At 67.5% G+C, this 15,488-nt stretch carries 14 protein-coding genes; 6 read left to right on the top strand and 8 right to left on the bottom strand.

Going from position 1 to position 15,488, the window contains the following annotated elements:
- Window position 1: 1 nt before the first annotated feature.
- Genes JW876_07030 through JW876_07020 form a run of 3 tightly spaced genes read right to left on the bottom strand, consistent with a single transcriptional unit; the run spans window position 2 to window position 3,547 of the window.
- A complete protein-coding gene (locus JW876_07030) occupies window positions 2-1,180 on the bottom strand; it encodes a Coenzyme F420 hydrogenase/dehydrogenase, beta subunit C-terminal domain (protein ID MBN1885255.1) in 1,179 nt (392 codons plus the stop codon).
- On the bottom strand, window positions 1,164-2,429 hold the full coding sequence (locus JW876_07025) for a polysaccharide pyruvyl transferase family protein (protein MBN1885254.1): 1,266 nt from the start codon (window positions 2,427-2,429) through the stop codon (window positions 1,164-1,166). Before JW876_07025 ends, JW876_07030 begins: the two co-directional genes overlap by 17 nt.
- Window positions 2,426-3,547: a glycosyltransferase gene (locus tag JW876_07020; protein MBN1885253.1), complete on the bottom strand. Its 1,122-nt coding sequence runs from the start codon at window positions 3,545-3,547 to the stop codon at window positions 2,426-2,428. Before JW876_07020 ends, JW876_07025 begins: the two co-directional genes overlap by 4 nt.
- 184 nt (window positions 3,548-3,731) lie before the next feature.
- Here JW876_07020 and JW876_07015 point away from each other — a divergent pair, with 184 nt between their 5' ends.
- The 3 genes from JW876_07015 (at window position 3,732) to JW876_07005 (ending at window position 4,781) form a co-directional block, all read left to right on the top strand.
- Window positions 3,732-4,160, top strand: coding sequence for a hypothetical protein (locus JW876_07015; GenBank protein MBN1885252.1), 429 nt, complete (start codon window positions 3,732-3,734; stop codon window positions 4,158-4,160).
- A 75-nt stretch (window positions 4,161-4,235) separates the two neighbouring features.
- The gene (locus JW876_07010; protein ID MBN1885251.1) at window positions 4,236-4,484 is read left to right on the top strand and encodes a hypothetical protein; all 249 of its coding nucleotides are present in this window, start codon (window positions 4,236-4,238) and stop codon (window positions 4,482-4,484) included.
- Window positions 4,485-4,556: 72 nt separating this feature from the next.
- A complete protein-coding gene (locus JW876_07005; GenBank protein MBN1885250.1) occupies window positions 4,557-4,781 on the top strand; it encodes a hypothetical protein in 225 nt (74 codons plus the stop codon).
- A 14-nt stretch (window positions 4,782-4,795) separates the two neighbouring features.
- Here JW876_07005 and JW876_07000 read toward each other — a convergent pair whose 3' ends face one another.
- Together JW876_07000 and JW876_06995 are read right to left on the bottom strand one after the other, a co-directional pair.
- On the bottom strand, window positions 4,796-5,107 hold the full coding sequence (locus JW876_07000) for a cupin domain-containing protein (protein MBN1885249.1): 312 nt from the start codon (window positions 5,105-5,107) through the stop codon (window positions 4,796-4,798).
- A gap of 81 nt (window positions 5,108-5,188) precedes the next feature.
- Complete coding sequence (locus JW876_06995) at window positions 5,189-7,489, bottom strand: T9SS type A sorting domain-containing protein (protein ID MBN1885248.1); 2,301 nt, start codon at window positions 7,487-7,489, stop codon at window positions 5,189-5,191.
- Window positions 7,490-7,822: 333 nt separating this feature from the next.
- On the opposite strand from JW876_06995, the gene JW876_06990 reads away from it, so the two are divergent.
- Window positions 7,823-9,043, top strand: a complete 1,221-nt coding sequence (locus JW876_06990; protein ID MBN1885247.1) for an acyltransferase — start codon at window positions 7,823-7,825, stop codon at window positions 9,041-9,043.
- Between the two features lie 120 nt (window positions 9,044-9,163).
- Here JW876_06990 and JW876_06985 read toward each other — a convergent pair whose 3' ends face one another.
- From JW876_06985 to JW876_06975, 3 genes are read right to left on the bottom strand one after another with little or no spacing between them, the layout of a single operon-like run.
- A complete protein-coding gene (locus JW876_06985) occupies window positions 9,164-10,180 on the bottom strand; it encodes a TIGR00341 family protein (protein ID MBN1885246.1) in 1,017 nt (338 codons plus the stop codon).
- A gap of 4 nt (window positions 10,181-10,184) precedes the next feature.
- On the bottom strand, window positions 10,185-10,916 hold the full coding sequence (locus tag JW876_06980; GenBank protein MBN1885245.1) for an MBL fold metallo-hydrolase: 732 nt from the start codon (window positions 10,914-10,916) through the stop codon (window positions 10,185-10,187).
- On the bottom strand, window positions 10,913-13,075 hold the full coding sequence (locus JW876_06975; protein MBN1885244.1) for a tetratricopeptide repeat protein: 2,163 nt from the start codon (window positions 13,073-13,075) through the stop codon (window positions 10,913-10,915). Before JW876_06975 ends, JW876_06980 begins: the two co-directional genes overlap by 4 nt.
- Window positions 13,076-13,250: 175 nt before the next feature.
- On the opposite strand from JW876_06975, the gene JW876_06970 reads away from it, so the two are divergent.
- Both JW876_06970 and JW876_06965 read left to right on the top strand, forming a co-directional pair.
- Window positions 13,251-14,861: a DUF2723 domain-containing protein gene (locus JW876_06970; GenBank protein ID MBN1885243.1), complete on the top strand. Its 1,611-nt coding sequence runs from the start codon at window positions 13,251-13,253 to the stop codon at window positions 14,859-14,861.
- Window positions 14,862-14,952: 91 nt separating this feature from the next.
- The coding region (locus JW876_06965; GenBank protein MBN1885242.1) for a non-ribosomal peptide synthetase at window positions 14,953-15,488 on the top strand (536 nt) is incomplete at its 3' end.

The raw sequence follows: 15,488 nt of genomic DNA, 5'->3' as shown, positions 1-15,488 counted from the left end.
GTCATTTCGGCAGCCCGGCGAAGGGCAGCCTGCCCAGTATCTTCCTGATGACCCGCGGCGGATCGAACCGCTCGAGAATCCACTCGTACCAGCGCCTCTCCCGGTTTCGGGCGTCGAGCCGGCGCCTCTCGCCCCTCGAACCGCTCTCCCCGAGACGGATTGGTATCGAGGCGATCTTCCGCTCGAGATCGGGCCAGCGGATCGAGCGGGCGAACGCCGCCGTGTCGATTTGCTCGAGCTCGATCGCTTCCCCGGCGGCCGCGAGCAGCGCCGCGCCCTTTTCCGTGCGCACCGCGATCATCGACATGCCGTCGCCCGCGTCCTCCGGCCGCACGATCCCCCAGGGGTCGGCGATCGTCAGGTCGGCCGTATCCCCAAAGGCGTTCGCGCAGTACATGCAGGCCGGGATCGTCCAGAGCCACTTGCCGAAGGGCAGGGCCGCCGTCTCCGAGAAGCCGATCGACCGTCCGCCGGCGGAAATCCGCCCGGGCCAGCCATCGCCCCGGTAGTCGATCCGCCGCTCCTCCCGGGCGTCCATGCCGAGGCGCCGCCTGACGAACCGGGTGAACCCGAGGTGCTTCTGCTGCTTGCACAAAAGGCCGATCCGCAGGAGGTCGACGCCCGCGTCGCCGTAGAGGTGCTCCGCGGCGAGGAGCTGGCAGTGCGTCCCGGTGACGACGAGCGTGCTGCCGGCCCCGACCTGACCGCATTCCTCGAGCAGGGGAACCGGCCGGTAGACGGAGTTGGCGATGACCGACGGATCGAATCCCTTCCCGAGCAGCGCGCCCCGCGCCCAGGGGGGCTGTTCCGCCGATACGAGGCAGCATGCAAGATCGGCCGTTCCCGTCTCCAGCGCTGCCGTGACGAGGGTCCTCGCCACGCCGCCGGACGACGACGACCGACGCACGGCGGGATCGGCGGCCCGGCCGACGTACGCAACCCGGATTTCGGCGAGCGCCTCCGCGGTGAGTGCGCGGCGCGGCAGCTCGGGGGCGGGACAGACCTCGACGCAGCGGCCGCAGCGGACGCAGGCATCATCGTCCCAGACGATCTCGAAGCGCCCGTCGGCGGCGGGGCGCCTGCCGAGGGCGCCGGCGTCGCAGGCGGCGAGGCATCCGCCGCAGAGGCAGCACCGCTCCGCGTCGAAGCGCAGCCGATCGCCGTCATCGAACCAGATCATCGATCCTCTCCATCGCCCGGGCCAGGTCCGCCTTCTTCTCCCCGACCGCCGCCGTGATTTTTTCCCGCCACGCCGCGCGCTCCGGCCACATCCGCTCGAAGATGCCGATGGCCCACGCGGCGTTGAATTCCTCGATGTCGATCGAGAACTCCTCGAGGCCGAGCGACCGCATGTACTCGCGGACCTTGAAGAGGTAGTTGACCGAGATGGTCGGCGTCCCCGATCCCGTCGAGAGGATGCACGCGTGCATCCGCGTCGTGATGTTGAGCTCGCTGCAGGCGAGCATTCCCTTGAGCTCGGCCGGCGTGGGCAGCGTCTCGAGCACGCCGACCTCGCCCCCCCGCTCCATGCGGTCCCTGATCGCGCGCGAGACGGCGAGATCGTCCTCGCGGCAGCCGTGGACGGGGAAATTCGTGGGAAAGAGGACGACCCGCACCCCGTGCGTCGCCACGAGTTCGTCGGCGAGAACCGCCATCTGCCCGACGTAGGCGTCGTAGTTGCTGTAGGGAGTCTCGACGCGGTTCCTGAAGTAGCTCCAGCGCATCGCCGAGATCCCGACGATCGGCTTCTCCGGCCCCGGGGGCAGGAGCTTCATCGATTCCTCTCGCGAGGGCCATTCCTGCCGGACGGCGACGTCGACCGTATGGACGACCGTCGCCTTCGCGCCGCCGACGAGTTCCCGGCTCGTCACGGCCGATCGCTCGTCGCGGGCGTAGATCAGGTCGACCTTCCCGAGCACGCGCCTCGCCAGGAACCGGCTCCAGCGGAAGAGGAAGGGGCCGATCGTCGAGGGGAAGATCACCATCCGCTTGCCGAGCCGCACGACGAGCGAATACGTGTAGAGGGAGAAGACGATGTTCTTGAAGAACTTGTCGTTGATGCGCTCGGCGCCGACGCTGACGGCCATGTCGGCCCAGAGAAAGGGCGCCAGTTTCTTCCTGAAGGGAACGCGGCCCCGCGACAGGCCCTCGGGCGAGCGGAGGGCGATCGTGAGCCGGCAGACGGTCATCCAGAGCACGGTCTTCAGGAGCCAGCCGACCTGGCGGAGACGTGGCTGGAGGAATGGGTACTCGAAGACGTCCCCGATCGCTTCCACGCCGTAGAGCCGCTCGAAGACCTCGGGCCGGTGGGCCATGACCCGGATGTCGGCGCCGGGGAATCTCTCGCGGAGGATCCCGAGGGCGTTCTCCACGAGCGCGCACGATCCCACGTTGCCGTCGGTGTATGCCTCGATGATCAGTATCTTCATCGCGCTCCGGCGAACTCCGGCCGGCTCGTGCCGAAGTCCCCCTCGAAAAGGCGCTCGTAGCGGCCGACGATCGTGTCGATGCCGTATCGTTCGGTTGTCCTGGCCGCGATTTTCTCCCGATCGTAGCCTGCCGCGGCGACGCGGAGGATCGCTTCGGCCATCGCCTCCGTGTCCCCGAGGGGAACGATCTCGCCGTTCACGCCCCGCTCGACCAGCTCGTTGATCCCGCCGGGGCAGTCGAAGGCGACCACGGGGCGGCCCAGCGCGAGGGCCTCCACCATCGCGTTGGGGAATCCCTCGTAGCGCGAGCTGAGCACGAAGAGGTCGGCGGCGGCGACGAGCGGGTACGGGTTCGGCAGGAATCCGTGGAAGACGACCTCCCCCTCGACGCCGAGCTCGGCGGCCAGGGCGTTGAGCTCCTCGCGCAGCGCTCCGTCGCCGAGGACGTGAAGGCGGACGCCGCGCCCCTTCAGGCGGGCCACCGCCCGGAGCAGCAAATCGAACCCCTTCTGCCGGTGGAGCCTGCCGACGGCGACGACGTTCAACTCTCCGCCGCCGAAACCCCCGGGAACGCCCGCCGCCGCCCGCGCGCGGATCCACGCGACGTCGACGGGGTTGGGTATCGTCACCATCCGATCGAGAGGCACGCGGTAGATCTCGTGGACGTCGGCCAGCATGTCCGCCGACTGGCAGATCACCCGGTCCAGGTACCGGTAGGACCACCGGTAGAGCCAGCGCGCGTTCCACGGCGATCGCGCGATGCGGGACCTGAGCGACGGGATCCCCGTCTCCCGCCCGAGGAATATGACGCCTCTCCGCCGCATCCGCATGCTCGCGAAGCCGGCCACCATGTTCGTGTAGCTCATCGTGCTGATGACCGCGTCGGGCGACACCCGGCGCACGAGGCGCGGAAACCCGGCCAGCGCGCCCTTGAGGTCGGTGTCCAGGTCGTGGACCGCGACATCACCGGCGAGTTCCTCCAGGAACGCGCCGCGCTTCCGGAAGAGGGCCAGTTCGACCGAGAACCTGTTCCTGTCGAGGTTGTTCATGAGGTGGACGAACACCCGCTCGGCGCCGCCACCCCGCAGATCCGGAATACAGAAGAGGATTCTTCTCACGGGGCCATCCCGGGAAACCGTTGCTCGCGACAGGACACTCGACGGTCGAAGTTACTGCAGAGAAAGGGATGAAGTCAATCCATCCTTTGCCCGGGCCGGCGCGGGATCGCCCGCCGGAGCCGGCTTCGCCGCGTCAAAATCCGCGTTCCGGCTCGTCTAACGGATAATGCAGGGGAGACATATTATGAGACGTCTGGCGATCTTCGCGCTCTCGGTATTCTCCGTTTTGGCGGCGACCGTGCCCGTGCGCGCCGGCGGCGTCGTCTACTGCGTCGGCGACAACGGGACCATCCTCGCGCTCGCGGCGAACGGCTGGCACGCCGTGCCGACGGGCCCGGGAACCGATATCCCGTCAGGCGATTACTCGGGGATCTGGGGGAGCGGCGAGGACGATATCTATATCACCCGCAACGCGGCGGATATCATCACCTGGGACGGCGCCGCATGGGGCACCATGACGCTCGACGTGATCGGCACCCGGTATTTCTACGACGTGCACGGCACATCAGCCAACGACATCCTGCTGCTCGCCCACGCCCGCGGCCTGTGTCTCGCCGGCACACTCGTGCATTGTCTCCATTACGGCTCGTACTGGGATCCGATGTCCGGCTGACCGCCCAAGGAGACGCATCTCTGCTACTTCATTCCCGGCTACGGGTGGCAGGTCAGGACGAGCGTCCCCGAGCCGATGCAAGCCGCCTGGGCCTCCTCCATGAACAGCCTCTGGATGGTCGGGGACGACGGGCAGATCCGCTATTTCGACGGAGCCGTGACGTCGACGCAGGAGAGCGGCACGACGCAGACCCTCCGCGCCGTCTGGGGCGAGGACGCGAACTACATCTTCGCCGTCGGCGACGGCGGCGCGATCGTCCACTGGGACGGCTCCTCCTGGGAGCCGATGGCGAGCGGCACCACCGAGAACCTCAACGACATCTGAGTCGCCGGGGAGACGCCCGCGGCGCCTCTCGGCCTCGCCGCCTTCCCGAACCCCTTCAACCCGTCGACGACGATCTCGTTCACGCTCCCTGCCGCGGCACGGACGATCCTCCGCGTCTACGATGCGCGCGGGGCGCGCGTGCGCACGCTTCTCGACGGACGCCGCACGGCGGGGCCGCAGGCGGTCGTCTGGGACGGGACGAACGATCGCGGGGAACCGGTGCCGTCAGGGGTCTACCTGGTGTCGCTGTGCGCGGGGGAGGCGGCCGCGTCGCACAAACTCGCACTGGTGAGGTGAATTGCAACTGTCTCCTACTCGTCCTCCACGAACACCACCCGCACCGTATCGGTGAGATTACGGCCGCGGTGGCGATGCCCGGCGCCGTCCGGGATGAACACGCCGTCACCGGGACCGTACTCGACCTCGCCGCCCGCGAACTCGATCGCGAAACGACCATCCAGGACCATTCCGTAGTGCCCCTTCTCGCACCAGTGCGGCGGCATGTCCCGCGAGTACTCGACGAGACGGAGTCGCTTGCCGTCCCGGACGACCGCCTTCTGCCTGATGCCCTTCATGGGACTGTCCCATTCGAGCTCGTCGAACGACACCCTGTACGGATACATCGGCAATCTCCTCTCGGGAAACAAAGGACATCAGCGGGATGAATATCTGGAATCGGCACGCGCGGTGTTCCGCACACGATATCACCGGAGCACTACCATCTTTTTCGTCTGCGCGAAGCCGCCGGCGAGGAGGCGGCAGAAGTAGATGCCGCTGGAGACGGCCCCTCCCATGTCATCCGTCGCGTTCCAGCTCACCTCTTTCCACCCGGCCGTCATGCGCCGGTTGACGAGGGTGGCGACGAGTTCGCCCTTCACGTTGTATACGCGCAGCCTCACATGCGTCGCGCGAGGCAGATCGAACCGTATCGTCGTCGCCGGGTTGAAGGGATTCGGATAGTTCTGGCGCAGCAGGCAGGATTCGGGAACGGGAGGCCGATCGCCCCCGGAATGCGATCCACAAAGCCCCTGGTTCTCGAAATAGACGCCCTGCGAGTACACGTCGAGATCCCCGTCTCCGTCGAGATCGACGAACCGCGGATCGAGTACAACCGTACCGATCAGTTCCCCGCCGCAATCGACCAGGAGTTCCGTGCGATCCACGTAGATCCCGTCCTCGTACATGAGCAATTTCCACTCGTCGAGGTCCTCGAGAAGAAGATCCTGGCTTCCATCGCCGTCACAGTCCGCGGCCGCGGCGGAGAAAGCGGACGGCAACCCTCCCCACCCCGCGGAGGTTTCCTCGAACGAGAGCCCGCCGAGATTCCTGTACAGGATCGAGAGATCGGCGTGCAGGGCCCGCGCGAACAGCACATCCCCGAGGCCGTCGCCGTCGAAATCGAAGATCAGGGCCTTCCTCGCGTAGTCGAAGTCCCACGGTCCGGCGATTTCCGAGAACCGCCCGCTCCCGTCGTTGACGAACACGCGCGACGGCGAGCCCCAGTTCGCCAGCGCCAGGTCCGGGAAGCCGTCGCCGTCGATATCCCCGACCGTCACCCGCTCGGTCTGGACCGGATCAACGAGTCCCGAAGTTGCCGTGACATCGGTAAAATGCCCGCCGCCGTCGTTCTCGAATACCAGCTCCTGCCCGTACGACTGGAAGACCAGATCCTGATCCCCGTCGTTCTCCTTGTCGAATGCATCGACATCGGCATAGCCGATCGTGCCGGAGAGTCCGCTGTACCCGGTCGCGTCGACGAACACGCCCGTCCCGTCCCCGAGATAGTATCCCGGTTCGCTGTTGAAGACGACGACGATGAGGTCGGAATGACCGTCGCCGTTGAAATCAGCCGCGATCGCCTCTTCCGCATAGCCCGGAAAGGAAACAGCGGATTGACCCGTGACATCGACGAAGGCGCCGGCGCCATCATTCCGCCAGAGCCTGCAGGCGGGGTGACTGAGCTGGACGATATCGACGTCCCCGTCATCGTCGAAGTCGAGAGCCTTGCCGTACATGGGAACCGATCCCGGATGCCGGAGGGAGCTGACGGGCCTGAAGACCGGCAGGTCGATCACCTCGATATCCTGCCGCCACCCGTTGTTGCCGGCGTATGCGTCCACCAACGGCGATCCGTCGGGATTCACCAGGTCGAAGTCTAGGTCGGCGTCGCCCGGCTCCAGCACCACGATCGGATCGAAAAGCACGGTGAGAGACGAGTCGGGCGGCAGCAGATCGACCATCTCGTGCCGTTCGCCCGAGGGACCGTGAGCCGTCGTCATGGTGAGATCGACTCTCGCGGACAGGGTCCGGTCGCTGAAGTTGTGCACGACGATTTCCGGGATGAAGTCGACGTTTCGGGTGACCAGCGTCTTCGGCCAGTTCAACGCCACCAGCGCCATGTCATCCGGTGCGGGAGGACGGGTATAGGCGATCACGATCCATTCGGCCGTTGAGGGATCGGACGCCCCGACCGTATAGAAATGATCGTAGAGAACGACTTCGTACGATCCGAGCGCCGCCAGCCGGTGTATGATGTCCGTACCCTGCACCTCGCTCCACGCGGAATCGGCGTATTCCGCGCCCGCCATGCCGATCGGAAGATAGATCAACGTATCGGGCGGGGGATTGGTGTAGCCATCCAGATAGTCGGCAGAGAAGAGCGAAACAGGGGGAGAGCAGAACGTACCCATCCCCATCCACACGGTCGACGCCTCCACGAGAAGCTCGCCGGTCAGCCTGCTTTGTATGCGGACGTATCCCAGATCGCACGGAGCCACGTATCGATAGAAGACATTGCCCGCTTCCGCGTAGCCCTCTTCCGGCAACGACTTCCGCCAGGGGTGGGAGAACTCGTAGTAACCCTTGATGGCACGGGTCCGGTAATCCAGCCTGACGATCGCGAAATCGACGTCCGGCACGGTCGTCGCCCGCAGGTTTTCGCTGAATGCGGCTCCCGGGAGCAGAAAGATCAGACAGCAGAGACCGGATATCCTTGTCGCACGCATGTTCCCCCCCCCCGGCAAAGAAGAGTCGAGACCCGCAACAGATGTGGTGTTGTTCCCTTCGATAGTCACCCGCCGCCGATTGTCTTCCCTGTATTATTTTATCCGGCGTGCAGTGCCTGTCAACATCACTACGCGCCCGCCGGAGCCGCTTCATGGGCTGCATATTCCCGGCAACCGGTCCTGCACCCGCCAGAAGAGCAGCCTCGAGGAAACGAATATCGAGAAGAGATCCATCATGACGTAGAGACGAAAGAGACATGCCGCGTCCGGGACATCCCCGGAAAGACGCTCCCGATAGATACGGTCAATAGTATCGTCTCCATTTGCGTGGGGGTGGCGAACGACTCGACGAAGACGGTCCTTGTCAAGCAATTCCACGGCGAATACAATTATCGCATGGAGCAGGTGGTACGCGAAAGACGGCACGATCTGGACTGGCTGCGCGTGATCGTGACGATCAACCTGATCCCGTTCCACACGGCCTGGATGATCACGAGCGTCGGCGGGTTCTCATCGGTGCAACGCGGCACCGTCGCCTGGTACGCCCTTCACGGCTACGTCAACTTCTGCAGTCCCCTGCACATGTACCTGCTCTTCCTCGTCGCCGGCACCGCCTCGGCGATGGCCATGCGGTACCGGTCGCGCCGCGAATACGTCGTCGAGCGCGTCCGGCGGCTCCTCGTGCCGCTCCTGGCCTTCATGATCCTCCTCTTCCCCGTGCTTGGCTGGCACTGGCCGTCGGACATCGATCTCACCGGCGTCGACTTCCTGACGCAGTTCTGGCCGTGGTGCATCCTGACGATGTTCCATTCGCCGGTGAGCGGCGGACCGAACTGGGCCCACATGTGGTTCGTCGGCTACCTCTTCATCTACTCGATGCTCCTGCTTTACGCGTACCCGCGGATCCTCGCGGGAACATGCCGCTTCTGCGAACAAACGACGCGGCTGTTGACGGGCCGCCGGGGCGCGATCTTCCTCGGCGGCGTGCCAATCGCCGCGATCTTCGCCCTCCTGTCGCCGATCTGGCCCTTCTTCCAGAACAACCTCTACACGGACTGGGGCTACTTCGCCTACAACCTGACGGCCTTCCTCTTCGGGCTCGTCATCGCCGGCGATCCACGGTGGCGCCGGGCCATCGACCGGCACCTCACCGTTTCCCTCGCGCTCGGGATCGCCTTGTCGGCGGCAAAGCTGTACATGGAATACACGGGAAACTCCGCCCCGGCCTATGCGCCGGGGTACCTTCTCTACTCGCTGGTCGCGGGATTGAACACCTGGTGCTGGACGATCTCGATCCTCGGGTTCGTGCGTCGTTTCCTCTCGTTCTCGAACCGCTTCCTCCGGTGGTTCAACCGGATCTCGTACCCTTTCTATATCCTCCACCTCGTCGCCATCTCCGTGACGGGGCATTATGTCACCCGGCTGCGGCTAGGGATCCTCGCCGAGTTCGTCGCGATCTGCGCGGTCTCGTACGCCGCCTGCCTGCTCGTCTGCGAGCTGGCGAAGCGCACGCCGCCCACGCGCCTGCTTCTGGGCGTAAAAACGCGCAAATAAACGCAGCCGTTGTTACCGGTTAGGTATGTTTGCACGAGCAGCGGCGGTAACGTCGATCGGTTTCTATCGAGGCCGAATCTCCGCGTGCGAAGTACATCCTTACGGTGATTCTGACGCCGCCTACACCCGCCAGAAGAGCAGCATCGCGGCGACGAGCACGGCCAGCACCACGACCCAGATCGCGATCGAGATGCGGGCGGCGCGCCGGGCGCGCTCCTCCTCCCACCAGCGCCGCGGGCGCACCCGCTGCGCGAGGAAGGTCACGACCCCGGCGAGGTTCACGCAGGCGATGTTCGTCACGAGGAGCGCCGCGGCCCGGAGCGCGAGGTCCGGCATCCCGCCGCCCAGGAGCAGCCCGGCCGTCACGAGGGGCGGGAGGAGCGCGACGGCCACCATCACGCCGATCAGCGCCGTCGGCAGCCCCGTCGTGTAGGAGAAGGTCCCGGCGATCCCCGCCGTGACGGCGAGGAGCACGTCGCTGATCCCGAGCGAGGCCCGTGCCGCGAGCTGCGGCGCCGACGGATCGACGTGTATGACGAGGCCAATCCCCACCGACAGGGCCCCCGACACGGCAACGCCGGCGCCGAGAGCGGCGAGCCCCTTGCGCAGGAGCGTCGTGTCGCCGAGCGTCGTGGCGAGGGCCATCGCCACGTTCGGCCCGAGAAGCGGCGCGATCACCATCGCCCCGATGATGACGGCCACGTCCCCTCTCGTCAGGCCGATCGCGGCCACGAGGGTGGAGAGGACGACCATGACGAAATAGATCCGCGAGAGGCGCGCCCCATCGAGGACGGCCTCGTAGAGCTCCTCGCGGCTGATGCGGTCCGCGTCGGGCGTCGCCGCCGCCGCGGCGGCCTTCTCCTTCTGTTCCTTCCTCTCCTCGTCGACCTTGATCTCGGGGACGGTCGCCTCGACCCGCAGCAGCATCGCGCGGAATCCGGGGCTGCCGCCGAAGCGCTCGCGGAGGGCGTCGAGGGTGCTCTCGACGAGCTCGGGCGGCATGAGCACCTTCGCCCGCCCCTTCCCCTCGGCGATCGTCTCGGTCCAGATGCGCGTGGCGGCCCGTTCTTTGAGGATCTCCTCGAGCGCGGGCATCTCCGCCTCGGGGATGACGATCTCGATCATGCGCAGCGACATGCGGCTACTCCATCCGCCTGATCCGCACCTCGATGTCCGTCTCGTCCTTCAGCAGCTCGACGAGCGTCGCGGTGTCGGTATCGCCGAAGTGGTACGGGTAGAGGATCCGGGGACGGAAGGCCCGGGCGGCGTCGGCGACCATCTCCGGGGTCATCGTGTAGGGAAGGTTCATCGGCAGGAAGGCGATGTCGATTTCCTCGAGGGCCTTCATCTCGGGGGTGTTCTCCGTGTCGCCGGCGATGTAGAGGCGGGTGTCGCCGATCTGGACGACGTAGCCGTTCCCCACCCCCTTCTCGTGGAAGGGCGAGCCGTCCTTCCGCAGGTGGACGATGTTGTACATCGGAACCGCCTCGATCGCGAAACCCGCGGCCTCGGCCGTCTCGCCGTTGCCCATCACGACGCCGCTTTCCACGTCTTCCGCGCAGACGGCAGGCATGACGACGGCCGTCGCCTCCGTGCGAACGGCGGCAAGCGCGTCGGGGTCGAGATGGTCGCGGTGGGCGTGGGTCAGGAGAACGAGGTCGGCTTTCGGCAAAGCCGAATAGTCGGCGAGGCGGGTCCATGGATCGACGTGGACCGTCCTGCCGCCGACGGTAAACATGAGCGTGCCGTGCCCGATGAACGTGATCGCGAGGTCTCCCGCCGACGTCGCGATCGTGTCCGTCTCGAAGCCGGCCGCCGCGGGGGCGGCGAGGGCCGCGAGGAGTGCGGCCGCGCAGAGCGCCGTTCGGATCATGGATCGTTTCTCCCTTCTCCGGAGCCGCGGAGCCGCTCCAGCATCCGTTTCGCATTGGCGTTGTCGGGGTTGAGATCGAGCGATTTCTCGTAGAAGCGGATCGCGTCCTTTGTCCGACCCGCCTCCATGCATCCCTCGCCCAGGCTGTCCCAGGCGTTGGCCGAACGGGGATAGAGCTCCGTGTTGAGCTCGAAGACGGCGATCGCATCGTCGAGCCGCTCGTTCCTCATGAACCGGTAGCCGAGGTTGTTCAGCATCCGTTCGATCTGCGGCGTCTTGTCCGCGATGGGAGCGATGTCGCGGCGGAAGAGATCGATCCCCTCCTCGACGCGCCCCGCGGCGACGAGCTCCATCGGCAGAGACCAGTCCGCGGGCGCCCTCGGCGCGACGATCACGTGTCCCCTCCAGTCGACGAGGAGGGAATCCGGCTTCCCGTCCACCCCGTCGACAAACCGGATGAAGACGCCGGGAATGCCGGTGCCCAGTTCGTCTCCCACCGGAACGACATCGGTGCGCGCGCGGCAGAGGCTGCCCTCGATCGCGTCATCGATACGCAGGCGAAGCCCCCCCTCATCGTGCTCCATGTCGAGACTCTGCCAGGGGCTGAACCGGTACCGACCCACGAGGCGCCTGATGAGCGCCGCGTCCAGTTCCGGCGGTCCCGACCGGACGCGAGGCATGTCCCGGCCGAGGATGAGATCGATCGCCGCATCGCGTCCCGCGGCGAAATCGGCCCATGTGCAGCGGACGGGGATGTCCGGTTCGATCGGCGCGCGGTCCCCGCGCACCGGCGTGGCGAGCGTCGCCCGCGTCGAGACGAAGAACGCGCGCCTGCACTCGGGCAGGCGAACGATCGCCGGCGACGAAAAGAAATCCGGACCCTGCGCGGTCGTCTCGCCCACGAAGATCGCCTGCGTGTTGTAGCGGAGCATCGAGGCGGTCATGGCGGCCGCCGAGAAGGATCTGCGGCTGATGAGGACGTAGAGCCGCCCGGGCCGTTCGAACTTCCCGATCCCCGTGACGCAGTCGACGATGAGGGACGCGAGATTGCCGTTCCCTCCCCCGTTGCTCCGGAGGTCGATGACGAGCCGTTCGGCCGGGCCCTCGCGGACGAACACGGCGAGCGAATCGAGGAAGCCGGCGAAGCTTCGATCGCCGCCGAGATCGACGGCGGCGTTGAAGCGGAAGAGGACCGTCTTTCCCCCCTCGAGTGACTCGAAGGCGTAGTTGTCCCGGCGTTCGTTCGTCACGACCGGGTGCGCGTCGTTCTCCACCCGGCGGATCGTCGACCAGTAGATGCAGGGGAGGTAGTGGACGGTGCGCAGGCGCTCGGCGAAGCGCTCCCCCCCCGCCCGCTCGAAGGTCAGTTCGATCCGCCGCGCGTCGCGCGCGATCCCCTCGGCGGCCAGCCACTCGCCGACCGAGAGGGCCAGCGGACCGCGCTCGAGCCAGCCGGCATCCGTCTCTGCGGTGAAATACCGTCGCATCCGCTCCATCGCCTCGGCGACGGGAGTCTCCTCGATGGCGACGAGGCGACAGCCGACGAGACCGCGGCGTTCCCGGGGAGCGTTCGTCACGTAGAGGCCGTCGTCGAACTGCCAGAGGGCGAGTGGGATGAGGTGCCAGTCGAGGTTGAATGACATGACGTTCGGCAGGCAGTGCGCATCCCGCGGCAGGGCGACGATCCGCGCGAAGCCGGCGAGGATATCGTCCTCGCCGAGGCGGGGAATCTCGGCGGCGAGCTCCCGGACGGCCGCGTCGAACGTCGCCTCGTCCACGTGCTCGAAGAGCGCGGGATGGATCTCCCGCATCCTCGCGGCGAGGGTGTCGAGGTCGGCGACCCACTCCCCGGCCGTCGGCGACGGGGGCAGGCCGCGGTAGATGAGGATCTCGGAGTCGACGAGAACGATCACGCCGAGAAGGAGCACGGCGACGGCCGCGACGGCGAGGAGCGATCCGGCGGCCGCGCCCCACGCGGCTCGGCGCGCGACGAGCGCCGCCGGACCGGCGAGGGCCAGAACGAGCCCCAGCCATGCGGCGATGGCGAAGGCGTCGAACACGGGACCGAAGGGCTGGGCGTGGAGCAGCCAGGCGCCTGCGGCGCCGACGACGAGGGCGGCGAGGCCAACGAGGGTGATGATCCGGATCGAGCGTCGCATGCGTCTCCTTTCACGTGGCGGTCTCCAGGTGAGAATATGCGCACGGGCCAACATCTTTCAACAGAAACCGGCCGAGCGCCCGCGGCGCGCGGAGTTGCCTCTTCCCCCGACGCCGGCGCCGTGCTATCCTGCGGCGAATCCTCTCTGGCCCTCTCGCGCGGGAGACGCCCCTCCGATGACCCGGCGACGCGATCCGGATCGCATGGATGCCCTCGTGGCGCTCGCCGTGGCGCTCGCCGGGCTCGCCGTCTACCTGCGCACGCTCGCGCCGGGTCTCCTGCCGGGCGACTCCGGGGAATTCCAGTTCCTCGCCCGCTTCACCGGCCACGCCCACACGACGGGCTATCCCGTCTTCCTGCTTGTCGCAAGGCTCGTCGCCGGCCTTCACGCGGCCGGAACCGCGTTCCGCGTCAATCTCCTCTCCGCCCTCATGGCCGCCGCCGCGCTCGGCACGCTCTTTTTCGCGGCGCGCTACGCCGGCGCGAGCCGCGCCGGCGCCATCGCGGGCATCGCCGCGCTGGCCCTGTCGTCGACATGGTGGTCGCAGGCGACGATCGCCGAGATCTACGCGCCCGGAGCGGCGGTCGCGGCCGGGGTGCTCTTGTCGGCGATCCTCTGGTGGCGGACGCGGCGGGCGCGCTTCCTCTTCGCCGCGGGATGCCTCGGCGGCGTCGGCATGGGCGTGCAGGTCAGCATCGTCCTTCTCCTTCCCGCCGTCCTCGTCCTCATGATCACGGCGCGGCCGGCGCGCATCGGCGCCTGGGCGGCGGCCGGCGCCGGCGCGCTCCTCGGCGGCGCGGTGACGGTTTTCTGCTTCGCGCTGGTCGATCGCGCCGGGGGGAGCCACGACATCTTCGCCACGGTCTACCGTCCCGCCGCCCCGCTCTGGGGCCTGCGACCGGAGGATCTCGATTCGCCCGTCGAACGGTTCCGCTTCCTCTTCGGGGCCCGCCAGTGGCGTGGAACGATGTTCGCCGACCCGCTCGCCGTGATGCCGCGGCAGGCGCTCGGCTACCTGCGCGTCCTTTTCGCCGACTTCTCGCCGGTCGCCGTCCTCCTCGCCGCGATCGGCACGGTCGCCCTCACGCTGCGCGACCGCCGGCTCGGCCCGGCCCTGCTCGCCGGCCTCGCCGCCCACCTCCTCTACGTGTTCAACTACCCGGTGTGGGACGTCCGCAGCTTCTACATCACCGGCTACCTGCTGCTGGCGATCATGCTCGCCGCCGGGGCGGATGCCGTCCTCTCGCTGGCGCGGCGGACGCGCCTCGTGCCCGGCGCGGCGACGAGCTCCATTCTCTGCGCGGTCCTTTTCGCCGCGATCCTCTGGCCCGTCGCCGGCCCCGCGGCGGCCCGGCTCCGCGCCGGCGAGGCGCAGTTCACCTTCACCGGGCTCCCCGGCCACGCCGGGTTGCGCGCGTGGCACGAACAACTGCTGCAAACCGTTCGCCGCCTCGACGAGAACGCCCTCCTTTTCGCCGGCTGGGACGATCTCTACCCCGCCATGTACGTCGCCCGGATCGAGGAGAACCGGGGCGACCTGCGGTTCGCGCAGGCGGATCCGTTCGCGGCGGGGCCCGATCGAGCGGACGTCATCCTGCCGATCGTCCAAGCGGCTCTCGCCGAACGCCCGGTCTACACGACCGCGCCCCTTCCCGGTCTCGACGGAAGCGGCCTGCGACTCGAGCCCGTCCGGGAGACGTCGCCGGATGAGGCGGCGCTGTATCGCGTCGTCGCGGTGCCGGCAAAGGCCGTTTCGCCGCGCTCCGTACCCGCCGGGGCGCGTTGACACGGCCCGATATTTGCTCTAGAATGCCCCCGCACTGCTCGCCCATTGCATCTCGCCGGGTGACACGGTACTCCAGGAGGTCGACGTCGGCATGGCGAACGTGGTTGATTCGTATCCGCTCTCCCCGCTCCAGGAAGGGATGCTTTTCAACGCCCTCTACGCGCCGCACTCGGGCGTCGATGTCACGCAGATCATCTGCCGGATGCACCACCCGCTCGACCCGGTCCGCTTCGGGGAGGCCTGGCGGGCCGTCGTGGCGCGCCACGCGATCCTCAGGACCGCCTTCCGCTGGGAGGGCCTCGAGACACCCCTCCAGGACGTTTACGGCGAGGCCGACCTCGAATACGTCGTCGAGGACCTCCGCGACCGGCCGGCCGGCGAGCGGGAAGCGCGCATCGAGGAGTTTCTCGCCGCCGACCGCCGCCGCGGCTTCGACATCGCCTCGCCCCCGCTCGTCCGCATCGCCGTCTTCCTCCTCGGCGAGAACGAGAACGTGCTCGTCTGGCCCTACCATCATCTCATCCTCGACGCCACCTCGTTCGCGATCATCCTCGAGGAGGTCTTCGCGCTCTACGAAACGCGGCTCGCGGGGGGCGGCCTCGCACTCGAGGAACCGACCCCCTACCG

Source organism: Candidatus Krumholzibacteriota bacterium (assembly GCA_016931295.1).
In the GTDB taxonomy this organism is placed as follows: Bacteria; Krumholzibacteriota; Krumholzibacteriia; order Krumholzibacteriales; family Krumholzibacteriaceae; genus JAFGEZ01.
Note: the sequence above shows the minus strand (reverse complement) of the source record. Positions and strands in the feature narration are given on the sequence as shown.